This window comes from Verrucosispora sp. WMMD703 (assembly GCF_049178935.1).
GTDB lineage: Bacteria > Actinomycetota > Actinomycetes > Mycobacteriales > Micromonosporaceae > Micromonospora > Micromonospora sediminimaris.
The window spans coordinates 1,047,038-1,069,278 of record NZ_JBMHMM010000004.1; the positions used below are offsets into that span (position 1 = coordinate 1,047,038).

Here is a 22,241-nt window from a genome sequence, read left to right on the forward strand (position 1 = left end):
CCCCTGGTGGGTGGCCGCGCCGACCCGCTTCTGTCCCCCGACTCCGAAAGGCCCTGTCAACCATGAATCGCACCCGTACACGCCGTGCCGTCTGGGCCGGCGTGAGCCTCAGCGTGGCGATCGGTCTTGCCGGCTGCGGCTCCGACCATCCGGCCGGCGCTGGCCACGACATGCCGGGTAACCCGTCCGCCAGCGCGATCAGCGGCGAATCCGCCACCAGCAACGCGGCCGACGTGATGTTCGCGCAGATGATGATTCCGCACCACGAGCAGGCGGTCGAGATGTCCGACCTGGCCACCACCCGTGCGTCCGACCCGGAGGTGAAGCAGCTCGCCACGCAGATCAAGGACGCTCAGGCGCCCGAGATAGCCCAACTGCGGGCCTGGCTCACGTCCTGGGGGGCACCGATGCCGATGGCCAACGGCGACGGCCATGGCATGCCCGAGATGGACCACGAGATGCCGGGCATGATGTCCGAGGCCGACATGACCCGCCTCGCGGCAGCCTCCGGGACCGAGTTCGATCGGCAGTTCCTCACCATGATGATCGCCCATCACGAGGGGGCCGTCACGATGGCCGAGGAGGAGTCCGCCCAGGGCGCCAACCCGGACGCCAGAGCGTTGGCGCAGCGGATCGCCACCACGCAGCAGGCCGAGATCGACACCATGAGGAAGATCCTCGCCCGGCTGTGACACCGACCGGTGCCCGGGCGCTCCCGCCGCCCGGGCACCAATCCGCACCGCCGTACGCCTCCGGATCCGGTGGTGCTGATCGGCTGCCGCCAACGGCCGCATGCGCGGGGACCGCCGGCAGGTCGGGTGGGCACCTCAGCACGACCTGCCGGCGGGGCTCATCTGGTGGCGGGACGCCGGGTGAGGGCGAATCCGACCACGCCCGCGACCGCGGCCAGCATTCCGCCGGCGGTGGTCCAGATCCAGCGGGAGCCGGCCTCGGGGAGCCAGCCGGTGAGGCTCAGGTCCCAGCCGTCGTCCCCGTCGCCCTCCGGTGCGACCGTCGGTTCGGCGTCCAGAACGGTGCCGGCGTTTGTCGGTGGCACCAGTGCCGCCTCCAGCCTGCCGTCGTCGGCGGAGCTGCCGGCGTCGTCGGTGGTCGAGACCAGCAGGTCCACGTCGATCGGCAGGCCGAGGTCGGGCTCGGGCACGTCGACCACGGCCAGGCGCACGTAGTAGGTGCCGGGCAGTGGGTCGCCGGACCATGGTTCGGCCCAGGGGCGCACCCGCCGCATCGTGCAGCTGATGCCGACGGTACGCGCCGCGGCGTCGGCGGTCGGCGTCTGCGCGCCGGCCGTGCACGCCTGCCGGCGGCGCAGCCCGTCGAAGACCTCCAAGGTCCAGGTGGATCGGCCGTTGCGGTTCTGCGCGAGGGTGACCGCCGCGGTGATCTCGTGGACCTCACCCGCGGCGGCTGGGAACGACCAGTAGAGGTGTTCACCCGTCGAGGCGGCGACCCGGACGGGTTGGCCGGCGGCGACCGGGGTGGCGGTGAGGTACGAGGTGCCGGCCCTGGTGACGGTGACGGCACCGGGGGAAGGGGTGGGGGTGGGCGCGGCGAGCGCCGTGCCGGGGGTCAGGGCGACACCGGCGGCGATCAGGGCGGCGGCGGTTGCCCAACGGATACGCATCTGTCAGTTCCTCCAGGTGGCTACCCACCAACGGGTGAGCAGGCCGGTGACGAGCCCGGTGAGCAGGCCGGCCAGGGTCAGCAGGAGCAGCAGCACCCAGCCGCGGCCCAGGTCCGGCCCGTCCGGAGCGGACGAGGCGGCGACCACGTCGATGGTCAACTCGACGGGCATGCCCGGGTCCGCGGCGGTATCCGCTCGGGGTGAGAACATGTTGCTGACCACCAGGCAGACGGTGGTGACGGCCGAGGACGCGCTGGCTTCCGGCGTCGGGTCGCTGGCCTCGGGCCGCTCGACGTCGTCCCCGGCCGACCAACGCAGGCCGGTGGAGACCACGTCGGTACGTCCGCTGCCGGCGTCCACCCCGCGGACCAGTTCCCGGCCGTCCGCCGTGGTGGCCCGCAGCAGCACGCCGTGATCGGGGTTGACGGGGCGGTCGAGCGCGATGCTGACCGAGGCCCTCAGCTCCTGTCCCGGCCGTACCGGCACCCGGTACCAGCGATGCTCGGAGAAGCTCTCCCGGTCGGTGTAGACGCCGGGCGAGAGCAGGGGCGCACCCGGGCAGGCGTTCGTCCCGTCGACCTTCGCCGGGGTGGTGGCGTACGTGTCGCGGGCCCGGTCCACCAGTTGCTTCAGCCGGTCGGTCAGATCCTCGGCGCTCTGCGCGGCCGTGTAGGTACCGCCGGTCGCGGCGGCGATGCAGAGCAACTGCCGGCGCACCTTCTCGTCCGGTGCGAGACCGAGGGTGTCCACCACCAGCGTGGTGCCCTTGGCGGCCAGTTCCCGGGCCACCTGGCAGGGATCCGGTGGGGCGCAGGTGTCCTCGCCGTCGGTGATCAGCACGATCCGGCGTGCGGTGGTGCCGGCACCGAGATCCTTGGCGGCCTCGCGCAGGGCGAGCCCGACCGGAGTGAAGCCGGTCGGGCGCAGGGTCGCCACGGCGGCCTTGGCCTGCGTCCGGTCGACCGGGCCGACCGGCACGATCTGCTGGGTGTCCAGGCAGCCCTGCTGCTTGTTCTTGCCCTGATAGGTGGCGCCCAGCACCCGGATGCCCAGCTGGGTCTCGTCGGGTAGGGCGTCCACCACCTCGCCGAACGCCTGCTGGGCCACCGAGATCCGGCTCCGTCCGTCGATGTCGGTGGCCCGCATCGAACCACTCACATCCAGGACGAGCTGGACCCGGGGTGGCTCGCTTGGCGGTTCCGCTCGGTCGTCGGCGAGTGCCGGCACCGGGCCGGCCAGCGTCGTCGCCGTCAGCAGCCCGAGGAGGGCGGCTGACGACCATCTCTTGTTGATCACCGAGCGGAGTGTAGACAAGTCCACTCAGGACAGATCATCCGGTCGCCGGTCGCCGGTCGCCGGTCGCCGGTGCGAGCGGTGCTGCCGTGCCGTTCGCTACCGGGGGGTGAGCGTGGCGGCCGTGCGTACGAGGTCGGTGTCGACAGCGAAACGGCCGCTGATCAGCGTGGGCGGGTGGTCGACCGGAGCCTCGGCGACCCGCGCGGGGGAGATTCGCGCGGTGAACGTCCCGGCGTCGGGATCGAGACGTACCAGGGCGTCGTGGAAGTCGAGCCAGTTGCCGACGACCGGGTGCCACACCTTGTAGACGGTTTCCTTCGCACTGAAGATCACCGCCGGCCAGTGGATGCCCGGTGGTAGTTGTGCGACCTGCTCGTCCTCCTCGGGCAGGCAGATCAGTCGGCGTACCCCCGCACTGAGCTCGCGGTGTTGCTCGGCATCCATGCCGACCGCCCGGATCTCGTCGCTGCGGGCGACGGCCGCGGCGCAGTAGCCCCGGGTGTGCGTGATGGTGCCGACCAGCCCGGCCGGCCACACGGGTGAGCGGTCGGCGGCAGACGGTACGGCGGCCGGTGGCAGACCGAGTGCGGCCATGGCGCGGCGGGCGCACATCCGGCCAGCGGTGAAGTCGCGGCGGCGGCTCTCCACCGCGCGGTCCCCGAGACAGGCCGCCTCGGCCGCGTGCAACCGTCCGGACCAGTCGTCCGGACCCGCCACGGCCACCGCGACGGCGGGCGGGAGCAGATCACGCACCTGCGGCTCCGGGGTAGTGCTTTCGGCCAGTGTTGCCGGTACCAGCGACCGGCGACGATGAATACCTACGGTTGATGCAGTTCCTGGGGCGGGTCGCGGCGGCCATGGTTGGTCAACGTACCGCAACGGCGTAACGCCGCAGCGTTCCCGGACGCTGTAATTGAGCACGGGCACGTTTGAAGTGACGGCGGGTGGCAGGCCCGCCGTCACCGGTGGAGGCGGAGAGGAGCGCGATGACGGGTGTTACGGATCGCTCGGGTGTCACCGTGGCGGAGGCGGGCGGAGCCGCGTCGTCCGGGCGGGTGGGCGAGCACGCCCCGGTGACCCCCGAATGGACGTGTGGCACCTGTGGCGCCGAGTGGCCCTGCGCCCGGAAACGGGAGCAGTTGCTGACCGAGTACGGCGTGGATCGACCGATGCTCAGTGTCTACCTGGGGGCCTGTCTCGCCGCCGCCGCCGAGGACCTGCATCTCGCCGGGTCGACGTCGTTGCAGGACAGGTTCTTCGGCTGGTTGCCGCGACGCCCGAGACGACACTGACTCGCTCGTCCGGACGATCGTCCAGACCGGACCCGGCTTCGATGTCGGGCTATGCCACGTGAAGCTGCGTGGCTGGACGTAACGGTTCAGCCATCCGCCGGACGGTGGCTCCGGGCGGCGCAGAGTCCGCGACGAGTCACGCTGTGGCAACAGTGGCCGCAACTTCTTGTCGCATTCAGCATTCGTCGGAAATCTGACCCACGCCGCCCCGTTGTGCCCTCGGTCGCGGGTGGTTAAGCTGCTGGTGCGCGCCCCAATCGCCCGCTTCCCCCGTGGCAGGCGATCGGGGCGCGTCCTATTTCCCAAGGAGGGCCCGTACGCCGAGGCGTACGGGCCCTCCTTCGGGTCAGATCCAGCGGCCGTCCAACCACATCCGCGCGGACCAGTCCTCGTACGGCAGCACCAAGCCCACGAAGATCGGATAGAAGTACGCGAAGCAGAGGACGACAAGCGCCACGTAGGCACCGGCGATCACCCCGCCGACCAGCCGGCGGTCCCGGCTGGCCTCCTCGTCGGCACCGGTCACGGCCAGGGTGCCACTCGGCCCGGCCGGCGAGGCGATGGCGCCCAGCACGTAGACCACGGCGAGCACCAGGAACGGCAGCGTGGGCGCGGCGTAGAAGGAGAACATCGTCCGGCCGTCGAGGGCGAACCAGAACCAGGGCAGCAGCCCCGCCGCCACGGCGAGCAGGATCGCTCCGGCCCGCCAGTCCCGCCGGGCCAGGCCGAGCCAGACCAGCGCCACCAGCGCTGGCAGGAACGACCACCACAGCAGCGGGGTACCCAGCAGCAGGACCTCCTCGGCGCAGCTCGCCGCGCCACAGGGGCCCTCGCCGGTCCAGTGGAACGCCACCGGCCGACCCAGCAGCAGCCACTGCCACGGCCACGACTGGTACTTGTGCGGATCGTCGAGCTGGCTGTGGAAGCCCAGCGCCGCCTGGTGGTACTGGATCAGGTTCCACAGCGGGCCGACGACGGGCGCATCGCTGAGCCCGGCGTCCGGGTACCGCTCGGCGAGCCGGTAGTAGCCCTCCTGGCTGAACAACCAACCGGACCACGTCCCGACGTAGGTCACCGCCATCAGCAGACCGGCGAGCACCATCCACGGCACGCCGTCGAGCAGGGTGTCCCGCCACGGCCGGGGTACCCCGGCCGACCGTCGGGCACCGACGTCCCAGAGGAACATCAGCAGGGCGAAGACGGGTACGAAGAACAGTGCGCTCCACTTGACCGCGAAGGCGCAACCGAGCAGCACCCCGGTCGCCAGCCGCCACCAGGGCCAGTTCCGCCAGCCGCCGGGCGGGCGACCGGCCCGCCCCCGGGCGGCCGGATCCAGCCCGGACTCCAGCGCCCGGGCCCATCGGCGGCGAGTCGCGTCCCGGTCCAGCACCAGCGCGCCGAAGGCGGCCAGGATGAAGAAGAGCAGGAAGATGTCGAGCAGCGCGGTGCGGGAGAGCACCAGGTGGAATCCGTCGACCGCGAGCAGCAGGCCGGCGGCGCAGCCCAGCACAGTGGAGCGGAACATCCGGCGGCCGATACGGACCAGCAGCAGGACCGACAGGGTGCCCAGCAGCGCCGCCGAGAAGCGCCAGCCGAACTCCGGCGCGGTGGTGAACAGGTGGCCGGGCACCGAGATGCCGTGCTCGGCGTCGCTGTAGCCGAAGGCCCACTCGCCGAAGCCGATCAACCACTTGCCCAGCGGCGGGTGGACCACGTACGACGGGGCGTTGTTCGTGTAGTTCCACTCCACGCCCTTGTCGATCAGCCCCCAGCCGTCCCGGGCGTAGTAGACCTCGTCGAAGATCTTGCCGGGCGGATGGCTGAGGTTCGCGAACCGGAGAACCGCCGCGATGACCACGACAACCGCCGTGGCCAGCCACGAACGGTCGTCCAGCCCGGCCTCGACGGTGGCCAGCCGGCGGCGGATCATCGCCGGTACGCCACCCCCCGCCGGGCCGGGGGCGGTGGCTGTGGTGGCTCCCGGCTCCGAGGGCTGGTCGGAACTCGCGCTCTGTGCTGTCGACGCACTCGTCACCCGGCGATCGTAGGCTGCCAAGGGGGTCGGTGGTGCCTGTCGTCCCCATATCCGGTACGCCCATCGATGAAGGAGCGCGCTGCTGTGGGTGGAATGTCCGAAACCGGTCGCCTGATTCTGCTCGGCGCGCCGCTCGGCAACCCCGCCGACGCCTCCGCCCGGCTGCGGGACACTCTCGCCGCCGTGGACGTGGTCGCCGCCGAGGACACCCGCCGGCTGAACCGGCTCGCCCGCGACCTCGACGTGATCATCCCCGGCCGGATCGTCTCGTACTTCGAGGGCAACGAGGAGCGGCGCACCCCGGAACTGGTCGAGGTGCTCACTGAGGGATACGTGGTAGCGCTGGTCACCGACGGCGGCATGCCAAGCGTCTCCGACCCCGGCTACCGGTTGGTCCGCGCCGCCCTGGACGCCGGGGTGCCGGTAACCGCCGCGCCCGGTCCCAGCGCCGTCACCACCGCCCTGGCGCTGTCCGGGCTGCCCAGCGACCGGTTCTGCTTCGAAGGGTTCCTGCCGCGTGCCCCCGGCGCCCGGCGCGCCCGGCTGCGGGCCCTGGCCGCCGAGGAACGGACGTTGGTTCTCTTCGAAGCGCCGCACCGGATCGCCGCCGCACTGTCCGACCTGGCTGACACGTTCGGCGCCGACCGGCCCGCCGCTGTCTGCCGCGAACTGACCAAGACGTACGAGGAGGTGCTGCGTCGTCCGCTCGGCGAGTTGGCCCGGTGGGCCGCCGACGGCGACCCGCGTGGCGAGATCACTCTCGTGGTGGCCGGGGCACCCACTGTGCCCGGCGTCCGCCCCGACGACGACGCGCTGCGCGCCGCGGTGGCCGAGCGGGAGGCGGCGGGCCGGAGCCGCCGGGACGCGATCACGGACGTGGCGGCCGAGTACGGGTTGCGCCGGCGCGACGTCTACGCGCTGGTGCACAAGTGAGGGCGGGTGCTACCAGGCGGCGATCAGGAAACCGAGGGCGGTCAGCAGCGGGCCGCCCAGGGAGGCGGCGATCGCCCAACGCCGCTCGGTCGGATCGGGTAGCCGGGTCGCACCGGTCCAGCGGGCGATGCCCACCGCGCAGCCGAGCACCCCGAGTACGCCGAGCAGCCAGCGCAGGTGAGCACCCACCCCACCGTCGGCGTACGCGACGTGACCGTCCGGGCCGGTCACCCGGGCGGGTAGGGCCGAGCCGGGCACCGCGCGGTCCCGGGACACCCCGCTGACCCGTACGCCGTGGATCCGGAACTCCTCCTCCACCGCCGTGAAGATGCCTCGGCACCGCTGGGTCAGGCCGTCGCCGGTGCACCTGGTGACAACCACCGTGCCGGAGGTGGCGTGCCCGACGGCGAGCCAGAGCGGACCGGCGCTGACCCAGGCGAAGAAGGCCGCCGCGAGGCTCAACCCGATCAGCGCGGACAACCCCGCCAGGGGATCCGGCGGGTGGCTGCTGCGTTCCCGACGCCGGTGCACCGGCCAGAACCGCCGCCACCACGGCTCGACGTCGCCGGGCTCCTCCTGCCGCACCGGCGTGCCGTCCCAGTGCACCTGCTCGATCGGTGCCCAGAAGGTGTCCTCGTCCGGCGTACCGTCGTCAGGTGATCGGCCCCGACGGCCCCGACGTCCGGGCGGCCGGACCGGAACCCGTCGCGGCAGCGTGTCCACCGGCGCGCCGGTCGTCGGCTCCACCTCGACTCCGGTGGGTGACTCGACCGTGGCGGGGTCGGCCCGCTCCGGACCGGCCGCGCCGGTCTCAAGCTCCGGTGCCGCCGAGGGCACCGCGCGGGGCTGAGGTGCCACCGTCTGGGTACGCGGCGACGCGGTGGAATCCACCCCCGGGTCGGAAAAAGGGCCGTCGGAGTGGTCTCGGGCGGCTCGGCTGCCAGTCACGCGTTTCATTTGACACCGGCGAGCGGGGTTGATCGGGCAGCTCAGGCAGCGTGTCGATGACAATTCGGACTATTTGCCGAGGGCCGTTGGCCCATCGTGCCGACCAGGGACCCCTATTGGTTCGCGGTCACCTTCCGGGGGTCACTAGGCTTTCTGTCCATGAGTCACGTTCTCGCGGCAGTGGCCTGGCCGTACGCCAACGGCCCGCGCCACATCGGCCACGTCTCCGGTTTCGGCGTTCCCTCCGACGTCTTCGCCCGGTACATGCGGATGGCCGGCCACGACGTGCTCATGGTCTCCGGCACCGACGAGCACGGCACCCCGATCCAGGTGCAGGCCGACGCCGAAGGACTGAAGCCACGGGAACTGGCCGACCGGTACAACCGGGTGATCGTCGAGGATCTGCACGGCCTCGGCCTCTCCTACGACCTGTTCACCCGCACCACCACCGGCAACCACTACGCCGTCGTGCAGGAGTTGTTCGAGGGGATGTACCGCAACGGGTACATCGTGCCGAAGACCACCATGGGGGCCATCTCGCCGTCCACCGGGCGGACCCTGCCCGACCGGTACATCGAGGGCACCTGCCCGATCTGCGGCTACGACAGCGCCCGAGGCGACCAGTGCGACAACTGCGGCAACCAGCTCGACCCGATCGACCTGATCAACCCACGGTCGAAGATCAACGGGGAGACGCCGGAGTTCGTCGAGACCGAGCACTTCTTCCTCGACCTGCCCGCCCTGGCCGACGTGCTGCGGCAGTGGCTGGACACCCGGGAGGGCTGGCGCCCGAACGTCCTGCGTTTCTCCAAGAACCTGCTGGACGACCTGCACCCCCGGGCCATCACCCGGGACCTGGAGTGGGGGGTACCGATCCCGCTCGACGGCTGGCGGGACCGCACCGACAAGCGGATCTACGTGTGGTTCGACGCCGTCATCGGCTACCTGTCCGCCTCCATCGAGTGGGCCCGCCGCACCGGCGACCCCGAGGCCTGGCGGAAGTGGTGGTCCACCGACGGGGAGGGGAAGGACTCGCAGGCCTACTACTTCATGGGCAAGGACAACATCGTCTTCCACTCGGTGATCTGGCCCGCGCTGCTCGCCGGCTACTCGGGCGAGGGCGATCGCGACGGTGAGCCGGGTCGGCTTGGACGGCTCAACCTGCCCACCGAGGTGGTCTCCAGCGAGTTCCTGACCATGGAGGGACGCAAGTTCTCCTCCTCGCGTCGGGTGGTCATCTACGTGCGCGACTTTCTCCAGCGCTACGACGCCGACGCGTTGCGCTACTTCATCGCGGTCGCCGGGCCGGAGAACAACGACACCGACTTCACCTGGGCCGAGTTCCTGCGCCGCAACAACGACGAACTGGTCGCCGGCTGGGGCAACCTGGTCAACCGGTCCATCTCGATGGCGGCGAAGAACTTCGGCGAGATCCCACCGATCGGCCCGGACGGGCTCACCGAGGCCGACGAGGCGCTGCTGGCCGTGGCGCGCGCCGGCTTCGGCACCGTCGGCGACCTGATCGCCCGGCACCGGCAGAAGCAGGCCATCGGCGAAGCGATGAAGGTGGTCGCCGAGGCCAACAAGTACCTCTCCGAGCAGGCGCCGTGGAAGCTCAAGGACGAGGCCGCCAAGCCCCGGATGGGCACCATCCTGCACGTCGCCCTCCAGGTGGTCAGCGACGCCAACACGCTGCTCACCCCGTTCCTGCCGCACTCCGCGCAGAAGATCCACGAGCTGCTCGGCGGCACCGGGGTGCACGCGCCGATGCCGGTGATCGAGGAGGTCGCCGACCTCGACGCCGGGCCCGCGTACCCGGTGCTGACCGGGGACTACACCCAGGGCGCGCGATGGGAGTCCGTGCCACTCGTGGTGGGCCGGGCGCTCGCCGCGCCCAAGCCGGTCTTCCGCAAGCTCGATCCCTCGATCGTCGAGGAGGAGCTGGCCCGGCTCGAAGGCTGACGCTCCGGCCGTCCGCGACGGGCGCGACCCGTTCGGGGTCGCGCCCGTGGCGTGACGTGTCCGGCCGCCCGTCCGGCGCGGCGTGCGCCGGACGTCGGCCCGGCCCGCATCAGGCGCGGGCCATGGCCGGGGAGCCGATGAACTCCATGATCGCCTTGTTCACCTCGTCGGCGTTGGTCCACGGGGTGCCGTGCGGCGCGCCCTTGAGGGTGACCAACCGGCTGTCGGCGAGCATCGGCTGCAACCGCTGGCCCGTCTTCGGGTACGGCAGCACGTTGTCCTTGTCGCCCTGCACGATCAGCACCGGCACGTCGATCCGGGACACGTCGGCCCGGAAGTCGGTGCCCCAGGCGTCCACGCTGTCGTGCGTGGCCTTGGCGGAGGCCATCGCCCCGATGTTCCAGTGCGCCCGGTACGCCTCCTCGCTGACCAATTTGCCCTTGTTCTCGTCGTAGTTGAAGAAGTTGTTGCAGAACTGCGTGAGGTAGGCGAAGCGGTCCTGCGTGATCGCCTGCTTGAACCCCTCGAAGAGGCTCGCCTCGACACCTTCGGGGTTGTCCGGCGCCTGCCGCAGATACGGCGCCAGCGGCGCCAGCAGCACCGCCCGGTCCACCCGATCCGAGCCGTACGCGCCCAGGTAGCGGGTCACCTCGCCGGTACCCATCGAGTGGCCGACCAGGATCGTGTTGCGCAGGTCCAGCTCGGTCATCAGCACGTCGAGGTCGGCGGCGAAGGTGTCGTAGTCGTACCCGAACGCCGGTTGCGCCGAGTTGCCGTAGCCGCGCCGGTCGTAGGTGATCACCCGGTAGCCGGCGTCGAGCAGCGGTCCGGAGACCTTCTCCCAGGTCGCCCCGTTGAACGGGAAGCCGTGGATCAGCACGATCGGCTGACCCGACCCATGGTCCTCGTAGTACAGGTCGATGGGCGCGGAGTTCTCCGTGCCGACGGTGATGAAGGGCATCTCGTCCTCCTGTCAGGGTGGGAAACCGAGGCTTCCCCGGCGGGCATCCGATATTCCTGCCCCACCCCGCCCGACAGGACCAGGTCAGAGGAGATACGGGTGGTCCACCACCTGGTCGTCGGTGACCTCACCGCCCGGGGCCCACGTCTCGTAGACGCCCCGTTCGTGGCACTGTGCGCCGGTCACGGCGACCGCGTCCGGATCCGGGCGTCGCAACCGCAACCGCAGCCAGCCCGCCTCCTCCCGCAGCACCAGACACGGCACCCCGCGCCAGGCGGCCAGGCGCAACCGTCGGCTCACCCCGTCGACCGGGTACCGGGCGGCCCGGGTCAGCGCCAGCACCCGGAAATCACCGGGCAGGTCGGCGACCGCCTCGTACTCCCCGCCCGCGTACGTGCCCACCAGGCGGGTCGACCGTGGCGCCTCCCCGGTCGGCACGTACTCCTGATCCGGGGACAGACCCGGCACCGCGGCGAGCAGGTGTCGCCACTGCGGCCCGACCATCCGCAGCCAGCCCCGCTGCTCGGCCTGGTAGGCGTAGAGCACCACCTCCAGGCCCTCCGCCGGGTAGGCCAGCAGGGTGGCGTTCGCGGGCATCGGCAGGTCGGCGAAGTCCCGGGTGACGAACTCGGGGAGCAGGTGGTGACTGCTCGGCGTGAAGCCGGTACCCAGCACCGCCGGACCCAACCGGTCCCGGGCGCCCAACGCCGTCAGCCCGCGGTACGCCGCGCCCGCCGGCACGTCGTAGTCGCCCGGGTCGGCCGCACGCCAGCGCAACGCGTACGTCACGTCCGCACCGTCCCGGCTGTCCTCGCCGTCGGTACGCAGCACACTCGTCGTCACCGGGGTGCGCAGGTGCGCCACGTCGTGTTCCCGGTAGCAGAAACCGTGCGGCAGCCAGCCGCGTACGTATCCGGCGAGCTGCCGAGCGGAGAGGATCTTCATCATCCGGGTGCCACGCCGTACGCCGGCCGAGGCGCGTACCGCCGTGATCAGCGGATCGTCCGCGGCGGCCGGCTGCTGGGCGAGCCGGTGCACCTCCGCCCAGCCCCGCTCGCGGTGCAGCGGCACCAGCAGGGGAGTCTCCGGGTCCTCGGCCTGTTCGGTCGCCCCGTACACGGTGCCGACCTCGGTGACGTGCACGAACCGTCGCCACGGCAGCGCCGAGTTCACCCGGGGCGCCCACTCGAAACCGGCCACCTCGTCGGCGCTGAACAACTCGTACGCCGCGCCCCGGGCGATCTCCTCCGCCGGGTACACCGCGCCGCCGAACGCCACCCGCAGACCGGTCCGCTCCGGCACCGCACCTCCGGCCCGGAAAAGCTCGCTTCGCGCGTCCACGTCGCGACGGTAGGTGCGCGGGGCGTAGCCGAGGTGAACTCCGGGTGGCCTCCGGATGGACTCGTCAGGTGTGTGATCCTGTCGAGGAGATGAGCGAATCGACCGAGTCCCGTAGCCAGCGTGCCGCCCGCCGCGCCGGAGAGTTCCCACCCGTACCCGAGCCGCTGCCCCGACGGGTGCTGGACAGCCACACCCACCTCGACATCACCGTAAGCGAGGCCGGGGTACCCGGTGGCGGCGATCCCGCCGACCCGGTCGCCGCCGCCATCGACGTCGCCGCCGCCGTGGGGGTGGACCGGCTGGTGCAGGTCGGGGTGGACGTCGCCTCCTCCCGCTGGGGCGCCGAGGTGGCCGGCAGCTACCCGGTGGTGCTGGCCACGGTCGCGCTGCACCCCAACGAGGCGCCCCGGCTGGCCGACCTCGACGGTGCTCTGCGCGAGATCGAGGCACTGGCCGGTCAGGAGCGGGTCCGTGGTGTCGGTGAGACCGGAATGGACCGCTACCGAACCGGCGACGAGGGCCGCGCCGCGCAGGAGGAGAGCTTCCGGGCGCACATCGCCATCGCCAAGCGGTACGGCCGGACGCTTGTGATTCACGATCGGGACGCGCACGCCGACGTGCTGCGCATCCTCGACGACGAGGGCGCACCGGACACGGTGGTGATGCACTGCTTCTCCGGCGACGCCGAGTTCGCCGCCGAGTGCGTCCGCCGGGGCTACCTGCTCAGCTTCGCCGGTACGGTCACCTTCGCCAGCGCCGGGGCGCTGCGGGAGGCCGCCGCGCTGACCCCGCTGGATCAGATCCTGGTGGAGACCGACGCGCCGTACCTCACTCCCGTCCCGTACCGAGGTCGGCCCAACGCCTCCTACCTGATTCCGCTGACCGTCCGGGCGCTGGCCGCCGCCACCGGCGCCGACCTCGACGAGCTCTGCGCCGCCATCTCGGCCACCGGGGAACGGGCCTTCGGTCCCTGGCACCCGGCCGGCGTCGGCGGCTGACCCGTACTCTGTCGGGTTATGGCCGCAGACCTGCTCGGCCCGGCGGAGATCCGGGACCTCGCCGCCCGGCTCGGCGTCGCACCCACCAAGAAGCTCGGCCAGAACTTCGTGCACGACCCCAACACGGTCCGCCGGATCGTCGCCACCGCCGGTCTCGCTCCCGATGACGTGGCGTTGGAGGTGGGCCCCGGACTGGGTTCGCTCACCCTCGCCCTGCTGCCCGCTGCCACCCACGTGCACGCCGTCGAGATCGACGCCACGCTGGCCGCCGCGCTCACCGGCACCGCCGCCCGGCATGCCGGCCCGGCCGCCGACCGACTCACCGTGCACCACGCGGACGCCCTGCGGATCACCGCCGCCGACCTGGCCGACCCGGCACCCACCGCGCTGGTGGCGAACCTGCCCTACAACGTCGCCGTACCAGTGGTGCTGCACCTGCTCGCCGCGTTGCCCAGCCTCCGGCACGGACTGGTGATGGTGCAGAAGGAGGTCGCCGACCGGCTCGTCGCCGGTCCCGGCTCCAAGGTGTACGGCATACCGTCGGTCAAGCTGGCGTGGTACGCCCACGCCCGGGCCGCCGGGAAGGTGCCGCCGAACGTGTTCTGGCCGGTGCCAAACGTCGACTCCGGTCTGGTCGCCTTCACCCGCCGCGAGCCGCCCCGCGCCGATGTACCCCGCGACCAGGTCTTCGCGGTGGTGGACGCCGCTTTCGCGCAGCGGCGCAAGACCCTGCGCGCGGCCTTGGCCGGCTGGGCCGGCGGCGCCGACCGGGCCGCCGCCGTGCTCACCGCCGCCGGCGTCGACCCCGGCGCACGCGGCGAGTCACTCACCGTCGAGCAGTTCGCCGCCGTGGCCGCGTCGGCCCCGAGCCGTACGCCGGCGGCCCAGTAGGCTGAGCCCGTGCCCGAGGAGCTGATCGTGACCAAGCCGTTCGACGTGCGGCTGCCCGTCCGGGACATCGCCCCGTGACCGAGGCCTGGCGACCGGACGACGACGAGCCGCGCGGGGCGACCGGTCCGGTTCGGGTACGGGTGCCCGCCAAAGTCAACCTGCACCTGGGGGTCGGTCCGCTGCGCCGGGACGGCTACCACGAGCTGAACACCGTGTACCACGCGATCTCGATCTACGACGAGCTGACCGCGCGGCGCGGCGACACGTTGACCCTCACCATGGAGGGCGAGGGCACCGGGGAACTCGCCCTCGACGACTCCAACCTGATCATCCGGGCGGCGCACGCCCTCGCCGGGTACGCCGGGGTGATGCCGCACGCCCGGCTGCACCTGCGCAAGCAGATCCCGCTGGCCGGTGGGCTCGCCGGCGGCAGCGCCGACGCGGCGGCCGCCCTGGTCGCCTGCGACGCGCTGTGGGGCACCGGCCTGGCCCGTGACGAGTTGGCGAGCATCGCCGCCGACCTCGGCTCGGACGTGCCCTTCCTGATCCACGGCGGCACCGCGTTGGGCACCGGCCGGGGCGAGGCGGTGAGTCCGGTGCTGGCCCGGCCCACCTCCTGGCACTGGGTGGTCGCCATCGCCGACGGCGGCCTGTCCACCCCACAGGCGTACCGGGAACTCGACCGGCTCCGCGAGACCGGCGCCGCCGGGCCGCCCCTGGGCAGCACCGACGGGCTGCTCGCCGCGCTGCGGCAGCGCGACCCCCGGGTGCTCGCCCCGACCCTCGGCAACGACCTTCAGGACGCCGCCCTGGCCATGCGGCCGTCGCTGGCGAACACCCTGAAGGCCGGCGAGGCCGCCGGGGCGCTGGCCGGCATCGTCTCCGGCTCGGGGCCCACCTGCGTGTTCCTCACCGCCGACGCCGCCGACGCGGAACGCGTCGCCGCCGAGTTGGCGGCGGCCGGGGTGTGCCGGCAGGCGCGCGTCGCCCACGGCCCGGTACACGGCGCCCGGATCACCTGACGGCACCCACCGACCCGGGGCGGGTCAGGTGATGCTCGGTTGCGTCCGCCGGTGCCCGCTGCCCGGGACGCCGCCGAGCAGCGCAGCCGTCTCGCGTAGCGCCTCGTCCAGCGGCTGCGGACGAAGACCGAAGGTGGCGGTGGCGGCGGTGGAGCCCATGACGAACGGTCGGGCGAACTGGTACGCCGTGGTCTGGAACTCACGAAGCATCGGGGAGAGCAGCCCACCGGCGCGGAAGAGTGCGCCGGGAATTGTGGTGAGCTTCGGGGCGGGCGCGCCGGCCACCTCGGTGAAGCGGGTGGCGAGTTCCCGAACCGTCAGCGGTGACGCGCTCGGCACATGCCAGGGCCGGTTCCAGGCCCGCTCGTCGGTTGCGGCGGTGACCAGCATCGCCGCCATGTCGTTGATCGACGTCCAGGTGTGCGGCACGTCGAGCGGAGCAGGGACGAAGGTGCGACGGCCGGCGAGCAGCGGCTTACCGATGAAGAAGCTGAAGATCGACTGCGCCTGGAGGTAGTCGCTGCCGCGTACCTCCGTCACGGCGCGGATCCGACCGGCACGCTGGGCGGCGAGGGCGGCACGCCAGATGTCGGCGCGCATCTTCAGCTTCGGGTGGGTGGCGGCGAGCGGGTTCTCCTCGGTCATCGGGCCGGTGATCTCGCCGTAGCCGTAGATGCAGCCGGCGATCACCAGCGGTGCGCCGGAGCGTTCGGCGGCGGTGAGCAGCGCGGCAGCCATCGGCGGCCAGTCGGTGAGCCACCGGTGATAAGCCGGGTTGAGGCAGTTGTAGATGGCGGTCACACCCTCGGCGAGTTCACCCAGCCGGTCGGCGTCGCTCGCGTCGGCGGCGATCCGCTCGACCCGTGGGTGGGCCGGTCCACGCCCGGAGCGGCTGACGATCACCACCTGCTCACCGCGCTCGGCCAGCTGTCGCGCGGTGGTCGAACCGACCATCCCGGCACCGACGATCAGATGTGTGGCCATGACAAACCCCCTGAATGAGAGCGGCGCTCTCTGTTGAGACCAATGCTCACTCACTTGGGTGCCCGTCGTCAAGAGCAGTGCTCTCGAATGTGTGCGACAATCGCTGGCATGCCCGCCGCCGCCATCCGGGCCCGGGCCCGGGCCGAAATGATCAACGAGATCAAGACGATCGCCCGCCGACACCTCGCGGCGGAGGGGGCAAACCTGTCCCTGCGCGCAGTCGCCCGGGAGATGGGAATGGTCTCCTCGGCGATCTACAGGTACTTCCCAAGCCGGGACGAACTGCTCACCGCGCTGATCGTCGACGGCTACCACGCCCTCGGCGACGCCGCCGAAGCCGCCGACACCGAGGTGGCCGACCGGGCCGACCTGCGGGGCCGGTGGCTCGCCGTCTGCCAGGCGATCCGCCGCTGGGCGCTGTCCAACCCCGCCGAGTACGCCCTGCTCTTCGGCAGCCCGGTGCCCGGGTACGCGGCCCCGCAGGAAACCACCGCCGCGGCGGCCCGGACCCCGGCCGTCCTGATCGGCATCCTCGCCGACGGGCTCGCCACCGGCGCGTTGGCCCGTCCCGACCCGGGAGAGCTGCCCGGTCCCGTCCGATCCGACCTCGCCACCGTCCGCGACCGGCTCTTCCCCGGCCTGCCCGAAGCGCTCCTGGCCCGGGGTGCCACCGCCTGGATCCACTGCTTCGGAGCTGTCAGCTTCGAACTCTTCGGCCAGCTCAACGGCGTGATCGAGGCCCGGGAGGAGTACTTCGACCACCAGACCCGGCAGATGGCCGACCTGATCGGCCTGCCCGACGCGGGATAGCCGACCCGCAGCACCGGCGACCCGCCCGCGTACCCTGGAACGACAGGCGTCCCCAGGTGCCCCCGGCACCCGGGACGCCTTGATCATGAAAGGTGGGTACGTGGCCAACATCGTCAACCTGGACCGGGTGTCCAAGGGCTACGGCGCGGCCGGGCCGCTGCTCACCGAGGTCTCGCTCGGCCTGGAGGACGCCGACCGGATCGGCGTCGTCGGGCTCAACGGCGCCGGCAAGTCCACCCTGCTACGACTGCTGACCCGTACCGAGCAGCCCGATGACGGCCGGGTCACCCACCGCCGCGACCTGCGCGTCGCCTGGCTGCCACAGAACCTCACCCTCAGCCCCGAGGCCACCGTCCGGGACGTCGTGCTCGGCACCGAGTGGCTCGCCGAGAGCATGGGCGCGGAGCACGAATGGGCCGGCGACGCCGGCGTACGCGCCATCCTCGACGGGCTCGGCATGCCGCACCTGGGTCTCGACGCCCCGGTCGGGCCGATGTCCGGTGGTGAGCGCCGCCGGGTGGCGCTCGCCGCCCTGCTGGTCCGCGACGCCGACCTGCTCATCCTCGACGAGCCCACCAACCACCTCGACGTCAGTGGCGTCGACTGGCTGGCCCGGCACCTGCTCAGCCGCAAAGGCGCTCTGGTCGTGGTCACCCACGACCGCTGGTTCCTCGACGCCGTCTGCACCACCACGTGGGAGGTCGCCGACCAGACCGTGCGGGCCTACGAGGGTGGCTACGCCGCCTGGATCCTCGCCCGCGCCGAGCGGGAACGAATCGCCGCCGCCACCGAGGCGCGCCGGCAGAACCTGCTCCGCAAGGAGATCGCCTGGCTGCGCCGTGGCCCCCCGGCCCGCACCTCGAAGCCGAAGTTCCGCATTGACGCGGCCAACGCCCTCATCGCCGACGTGCCGCCGCCGCGCGACACCATGTCGCTGCAACGACTGGCCACCGCCCGGCTCGGCAAGCAGGTCTACGACCTGGAAAACGTCCGGCTGCACGCCGGCCCCAAGACCATCCTCGACGACGTCACCTGGCAGGTCGGCCCCGGCGACCGGGTCGCCATCCTCGGCGCCAACGGCGCCGGCAAGACCACCCTGCTACGGATGCTGGCCGGCGTCACCCGCCCCGACAGCGGACGAATGGCCACCGGCAGCACCGTACGGCCCGCGTTCCTCTCCCAGGAACTCGCCGAGCTGCCCAGCGACCTGCGCGTTCTCGAAGCAGTCGAGGAGGTCGCCCGGCGGGTCCGCCTCGGCGATCGGGAGATCTCCGCCGCCCAGCTCGCCGAGGTGTTCGGCTTCGACGACCGGCGCCTCTGGACTCCGGTCGGTGACCTCTCCGGCGGCGAGCGGCGTCGGCTCCAGATGCTGCGCCTGCTGGCCGGCGAACCGAACGTGCTGCTGTTCGACGAACCCACGAACGACCTCGACACCGACACCCTCGCCGCGCTGGAGGACCTGCTCGACTCCTGGCCCGGGACGATCGTGGTGGCCAGCCACGACCGCTACCTCATCGAGCGGGTCACCGACTCGGCGTACGGCATGTTCGGCGACGGCCGGCTGGTGCACCTGCCCGGTGGTGTCGACGAGTACCTCTCCCGCGCCAACGACCGGCCGGGGCTCGGGCGTACGCCGGCAGCTTCGGCACCAACCACCGCACCCGTCGACGGCGGGATGAGTGCCGCCGAGGCCCGGCAGGCCCGCAAGGAACTGGCCCGTCTCGAACGGCAGGTCGGCAAGTTGGAACAGAAGGAGGCCGCCCTGCTGGACCAGCTCGCCGCCAACGCCACCGACTACACCCGGGTGGCCGAGCTGGACGCCCAGCTCACCCAGGTACGCGGTGAGCGGGAGGAGGTCGAGCAGGCCTGGCTCGCTCTGGCCGACGAGATCCCCGCGAGCTAGACCGTCCCACTCGCCGCCGACGCTGCTTCGACGTGGCGTTCGTGGTACCCCGTGTGCGGCGTCACAGGGTCGGATGCGGGAGAATCGCCGTCGACCCTCACCCAACGGCGTTGGAGACACAGACATGGCCCACACCCCCGTCAACCACCCCGCGCGGCCGATCTACCGGGCGATCGGCGGGCTGATCGGTCTGTACCTGGTGGCCTTCGGTGTGATCGGGCTCCTGACCAGCACCGGCGAGCCCTTCTTCAGCCAGGGCGACACCCAGATCCTGGGGCAGGGCACGAACCTCGGCTTCTCCCTGTTCAACATCGTGGTCGGCGCGATCGTGCTGGCCGGCACCGCGATCGGGCGCAACCTCGACGTGCTGGTCAACCAGTGGTCGGCGTACCTGATCATGGTGGTGAGCCTGGCGGGCCTCGCCTTCATCCGGACCGAGGCCAACATCTTCAACCTCAGCGTCGCCACGGTGATCGTCCAGATGGTGCTCAGCCTGGTGCTGCTGATGGCCGGCATGTACGGCAAGGTCGGTAGCGACGAGGAGCACGAGGCGTGGCAGAAGGCTCGGCTCGTGCTCTGAGGTATCGCTTTTTGGTTCCGGTTGGGGTCTTCGCCGGAGCCCGACCTGTCCCGGTTTTGGCTGTGGGTTTTCGCCGGAGCCCGACCCGCTCCGGGCGGTCAGGCTTGATCCCTGCGCGGGTCGGGCTCCGGCGAAAACCTGTGGGGTTGGGCATCCGTACGGAGCGCCCGGCCGGGGCGGGGGATCTTGAGGCTGGTTGCGCCTCAGCCAGCCTCGCGGCCGGAGTTGGCGTTTGAGGGACGCGAACCGCGTGGTTGCGGGACAATGTCGTTATTGTTCCGCTTTGCGTGGAGGAACCGATGCCGCACTTTCCGGTCAACCATCCGGCGCGGCCGTTCTACCGGGCGCTGTCCGGTCTGGTCGGGCTCTACATCCTGATCTTCGGTGTCTGGGGGACCGCGCTCACCTGGGGCGACCCGCTGTTCGGTCGGAACGGCAACTGGGCTCTGGGCCTGCGCACCAACCTGGCCTTCTCACTGGCCTCCATCGCCTTCGGGATCGTGCTCATCATCGGCGCGTCCCGGCGAACCAACCTCGGTCACTACATGAATCTCACCGCCGGAGCCGTCTTCCTGGTCACCAGCATCCTGATGATGTCGGTGCTCCAGACCGACGCCAACTTCCTGAACTTCTCCATGTCGACGGTGATCGTCTCGATGCTCTTCGGGCTGATCCTGCTCGGCACCGGCCTCTACGACAAGATCGGCCCGCACGAGGACGCCGAGGCCGAGCGGAACCGCCGGAACCACCCCGTCGCGGAGATCCACCGCCGCTGACGGGTGCGCCGGCGGTCAGCGTCCGGACGCGGTGATCAGGCCCGGCTTGGCCTCCAGATGCGACAACCCGTTCCAGGAAAGATTCACCAGGTGCGCGGCGACCGTCTCCTTGCGCGGCTTACGCACCTCCAGCCACCATCGGCCGGTCAACGCGACCATCCCCACCAACGCCTGCGCGTACAACTCGGCCAGCTTCGGGTCGTAACCGCGGCTGGAGAACTCCGCGCCGAGAATGTGCTCCACCTGGTGCGCCACGTCGTTCATCACGCTGCTGAAGTTTCCGGTCGCCGAGAGCACCGGCGACTCCCGTACCAGCACCCGGAACCCGCTGGTCTCCTCCTCGATGTAGCCGAGCAGGGCCAGCGCGGCCTGCTCCAGCAACTCCCGCGGATGACCTGCGGTAAGTGCCGTGGTGATCCGGTCCAGCAGGGATCGGACCTCCCGGTCCACCACCACCGCGTAGAGCCCCTCCTTGCCGCCGAAGTGCTCGTAGACCACCGGCTTGGAAACCTTCGCACGCGACGCCACCTCCTCGATGGAGGTGGCGTCGAAGCCACGCTCGGCGAAGATCTGCCGACCAATCGAGATCAACTGCTCGCGACGCTGAGCGGCGGACATGCGTACCCGGGACGTCGGCTTGGCCGCTGCGGCGGGCACCGGCCGCCGTCGTTTGCCGCCCTCCACGTGGGAAGTCTCGGCCATCTCGTCACCTCGCTGGCGCTCAGTGACGCCCTGTCGTGGGATGCTGCCTGTTTTCCGCCCGGTCACCCGAACATACTGCCAGGTAACTTGCGGGTTGGCCGCCCGGTTACCGTCCGGGTGGTGGTGGGAAGTCACGATCGCTGCCCACCACAAACGCCAAGCGAGCGTCTCAGGCCGCCGGCTTGGCCAGCTTCGCCGCGATCCGTTCCGGCTTCGGCCAGCGCACGTCCCACGCCGCCCCGACCTTCTCGAACAGCCAGATCACCCGGGCCGAGATGTCGATCTGCCCCCGCAGGACACCGTGCCGGGCACTCGTCGGATCGGCATGGTGCAGGTTGTGCCAGCTCTCCCCGAAGGAGAGCAGCGCGAGGGGCCAGAAGTTCGCCGCCCGGTCGCCGTGGCGCATCATGAACGGCCGCTCCCCGTACACGTGACACACCGAGTTGATCGACCAGGTGACGTGGTGCAGCAACGAGATGCGGACCAGACCGGCCCAGAACAGCGCACTCAACGCGCCCTGCCAGGACCACGTCAGCAACCCGCCCATCAACGCCGGCCCGAGCACCGACACGATCACCAGCACCGGGAAGAACCGGTCCATCCGCCGGATGTCCCGGTCGGCCAGCAGGTCCGGGGCGAAACGCTCCCGGTTGGACAGTTCCCGGCCGAACAGCCAGCCCATGTGCGCGTGGAACAACCCCTTGATCAGACCCCGTACGGTGGTGCCGAACCGCCACGGCGAGTGCGGATCCCCCTCCAGGTCGGAGAAGGCGTGGTGCCGCCGGTGGTCGGCCACCCACTGAATGATCTCGCCCTGCACGGCGAGTGAGCCCGAGGCGGCCATCGCGATGCGCAGCCACCGCTTCGCCTTGAACGAGCCATGGGTGAAGTAGCGGTGGTAGCCGACCGTGATGCCCAGGCCGGACAGCACGTACCAGAAGGCTGCGATGCCCACGTCGACCCAGCTGAGCCAGCCACCCCAGGCCACCGGCACGGCGGCGATCAGCGCCGCGAACGGGATAACCACGAAGGACCACAGCGCGATCAGAATGCCGCGTGACTGGGTGCCCTGGGTGAGGGGCTTCGGACTGGTCGGCTGCGGGCCGAGAACGGCGGCGGACATGGCACCTCGCAGGGGACGATCGGTTCGCAATCTACGCCTACG

General features: G+C 71.4%; 21 protein-coding genes. 11 read left to right on the plus strand and 10 right to left on the minus strand.

The features are described from left to right. Positions 1-62: 62 nt before the first annotated feature. Positions 63-692 carry a DUF305 domain-containing protein gene (locus ACN26Z_RS05485; protein ID WP_421460124.1) on the plus strand — a complete coding sequence of 210 codons (630 nt, stop codon included), beginning with the start codon at positions 63-65 and terminating at the stop codon, positions 690-692. A 158-nt stretch (positions 693-850) separates the two neighbouring features. On the opposite strand, the gene ACN26Z_RS05490 is transcribed toward ACN26Z_RS05485, so the two are convergent. The 3 genes from ACN26Z_RS05490 to ACN26Z_RS05500 all read right to left on the minus strand — a co-directional run bounded on the left by ACN26Z_RS05490 (position 851) and on the right by ACN26Z_RS05500 (position 3,691). After that, positions 851-1,642, minus strand: a complete 792-nt coding sequence (locus ACN26Z_RS05490; protein ID WP_421460125.1) for a peptidase — start codon at positions 1,640-1,642, stop codon at positions 851-853. Between the two features lie 3 nt (positions 1,643-1,645). Further along, positions 1,646-2,938 (minus strand): VWA domain-containing protein, encoded by a 1,293-nt coding sequence (locus tag ACN26Z_RS05495; RefSeq protein WP_093408262.1) that lies wholly within the window; start codon positions 2,936-2,938, stop codon positions 1,646-1,648. A 96-nt stretch (positions 2,939-3,034) separates the two neighbouring features. Then, positions 3,035-3,691: a 4'-phosphopantetheinyl transferase family protein gene (locus ACN26Z_RS05500; RefSeq protein ID WP_282240097.1), complete on the minus strand. Its 657-nt coding sequence runs from the start codon at positions 3,689-3,691 to the stop codon at positions 3,035-3,037. A 233-nt stretch (positions 3,692-3,924) separates the two neighbouring features. Here ACN26Z_RS05500 and ACN26Z_RS05505 point away from each other — a divergent pair, with 233 nt between their 5' ends. Beyond that, the gene (locus ACN26Z_RS05505; protein WP_282240096.1) at positions 3,925-4,230 is read left to right on the plus strand and encodes a hypothetical protein; all 306 of its coding nucleotides are present in this window, start codon (positions 3,925-3,927) and stop codon (positions 4,228-4,230) included. A 346-nt stretch (positions 4,231-4,576) separates the two neighbouring features. On the opposite strand, the gene ACN26Z_RS05510 is transcribed toward ACN26Z_RS05505, so the two are convergent. After that, positions 4,577-6,265, minus strand: a complete 1,689-nt coding sequence (locus ACN26Z_RS05510; protein WP_093408257.1) for a dolichyl-phosphate-mannose--protein mannosyltransferase — start codon at positions 6,263-6,265, stop codon at positions 4,577-4,579. A 66-nt stretch (positions 6,266-6,331) separates the two neighbouring features. Here ACN26Z_RS05510 and rsmI point away from each other — a divergent pair, with 66 nt between their 5' ends. Then, positions 6,332-7,198: a 16S rRNA (cytidine(1402)-2'-O)-methyltransferase gene (gene rsmI / locus ACN26Z_RS05515; RefSeq protein ID WP_421460126.1), complete on the plus strand. Its 867-nt coding sequence runs from the start codon at positions 6,332-6,334 to the stop codon at positions 7,196-7,198. 9 nt (positions 7,199-7,207) lie between these two features. Here rsmI and ACN26Z_RS05520 read toward each other — a convergent pair whose 3' ends face one another. Further along, the gene (locus ACN26Z_RS05520; RefSeq protein ID WP_373870654.1) at positions 7,208-8,146 is read right to left on the minus strand and encodes a hypothetical protein; all 939 of its coding nucleotides are present in this window, start codon (positions 8,144-8,146) and stop codon (positions 7,208-7,210) included. A gap of 159 nt (positions 8,147-8,305) precedes the next feature. On the opposite strand from ACN26Z_RS05520, the gene metG reads away from it, so the two are divergent. Further along, positions 8,306-10,108 (plus strand): methionine--tRNA ligase, encoded by a 1,803-nt coding sequence (metG, locus tag ACN26Z_RS05525; RefSeq protein ID WP_093408253.1) that lies wholly within the window; start codon positions 8,306-8,308, stop codon positions 10,106-10,108. 109 nt (positions 10,109-10,217) lie between these two features. Here metG and ACN26Z_RS05530 read toward each other — a convergent pair whose 3' ends face one another. Beyond that, a complete protein-coding gene (locus ACN26Z_RS05530) occupies positions 10,218-11,069 on the minus strand; it encodes an alpha/beta fold hydrolase (protein WP_093408251.1) in 852 nt (283 codons plus the stop codon). A gap of 84 nt (positions 11,070-11,153) precedes the next feature. Further along, the gene (locus ACN26Z_RS05535; RefSeq protein ID WP_421460127.1) at positions 11,154-12,410 is read right to left on the minus strand and encodes a hypothetical protein; all 1,257 of its coding nucleotides are present in this window, start codon (positions 12,408-12,410) and stop codon (positions 11,154-11,156) included. Positions 12,411-12,499: 89 nt separating this feature from the next. On the opposite strand from ACN26Z_RS05535, the gene ACN26Z_RS05540 reads away from it, so the two are divergent. The 3 genes from ACN26Z_RS05540 (at position 12,500) to ACN26Z_RS05550 (ending at position 15,321) form a co-directional block, all read left to right on the plus strand. Next, a complete protein-coding gene (locus tag ACN26Z_RS05540; protein WP_421460128.1) occupies positions 12,500-13,408 on the plus strand; it encodes a TatD family hydrolase in 909 nt (302 codons plus the stop codon). 18 nt (positions 13,409-13,426) lie between these two features. Further along, a complete protein-coding gene (rsmA, locus tag ACN26Z_RS05545; protein WP_421460129.1) occupies positions 13,427-14,299 on the plus strand; it encodes a 16S rRNA (adenine(1518)-N(6)/adenine(1519)-N(6))-dimethyltransferase RsmA in 873 nt (290 codons plus the stop codon). A 74-nt stretch (positions 14,300-14,373) separates the two neighbouring features. Beyond that, complete coding sequence (locus ACN26Z_RS05550) at positions 14,374-15,321, plus strand: 4-(cytidine 5'-diphospho)-2-C-methyl-D-erythritol kinase (protein ID WP_093408237.1); 948 nt, start codon at positions 14,374-14,376, stop codon at positions 15,319-15,321. A gap of 24 nt (positions 15,322-15,345) precedes the next feature. Here the strand turns inward: ACN26Z_RS05550 and ACN26Z_RS05555 are convergent, their stop codons facing one another. Then, a complete protein-coding gene (locus ACN26Z_RS05555; protein WP_093408235.1) occupies positions 15,346-16,305 on the minus strand; it encodes an NAD-dependent epimerase/dehydratase family protein in 960 nt (319 codons plus the stop codon). A 108-nt stretch (positions 16,306-16,413) separates the two neighbouring features. Here ACN26Z_RS05555 and ACN26Z_RS05560 point away from each other — a divergent pair, with 108 nt between their 5' ends. The 4 genes from ACN26Z_RS05560 to ACN26Z_RS05575 all read left to right on the plus strand — a co-directional run bounded on the left by ACN26Z_RS05560 (position 16,414) and on the right by ACN26Z_RS05575 (position 20,374). After that, entirely contained in the window at positions 16,414-17,115 is a 702-nt protein-coding gene (locus ACN26Z_RS05560) for a TetR/AcrR family transcriptional regulator (protein ID WP_093408232.1), read from the plus strand. Positions 17,116-17,215: 100 nt separating this feature from the next. Beyond that, positions 17,216-19,018 (plus strand): ABC-F family ATP-binding cassette domain-containing protein, encoded by a 1,803-nt coding sequence (locus ACN26Z_RS05565; RefSeq protein ID WP_093408230.1) that lies wholly within the window; start codon positions 17,216-17,218, stop codon positions 19,016-19,018. A 124-nt stretch (positions 19,019-19,142) separates the two neighbouring features. After that, positions 19,143-19,598, plus strand: coding sequence for a DUF4383 domain-containing protein (locus ACN26Z_RS05570; protein WP_093408227.1), 456 nt, complete (start codon positions 19,143-19,145; stop codon positions 19,596-19,598). 299 nt (positions 19,599-19,897) lie between these two features. Continuing rightward, positions 19,898-20,374, plus strand: coding sequence for a DUF4383 domain-containing protein (locus ACN26Z_RS05575; RefSeq protein WP_093408571.1), 477 nt, complete (start codon positions 19,898-19,900; stop codon positions 20,372-20,374). A 15-nt stretch (positions 20,375-20,389) separates the two neighbouring features. Here the strand turns inward: ACN26Z_RS05575 and ACN26Z_RS05580 are convergent, their stop codons facing one another. Together ACN26Z_RS05580 and ACN26Z_RS05585 are read right to left on the minus strand one after the other, a co-directional pair. Then, complete coding sequence (locus tag ACN26Z_RS05580) at positions 20,390-21,076, minus strand: TetR/AcrR family transcriptional regulator (RefSeq protein ID WP_093408225.1); 687 nt, start codon at positions 21,074-21,076, stop codon at positions 20,390-20,392. Between the two features lie 169 nt (positions 21,077-21,245). After that, positions 21,246-22,199: an acyl-CoA desaturase gene (locus ACN26Z_RS05585; protein WP_396886322.1), complete on the minus strand. Its 954-nt coding sequence runs from the start codon at positions 22,197-22,199 to the stop codon at positions 21,246-21,248. Positions 22,200-22,241 lie beyond the last annotated feature (42 nt).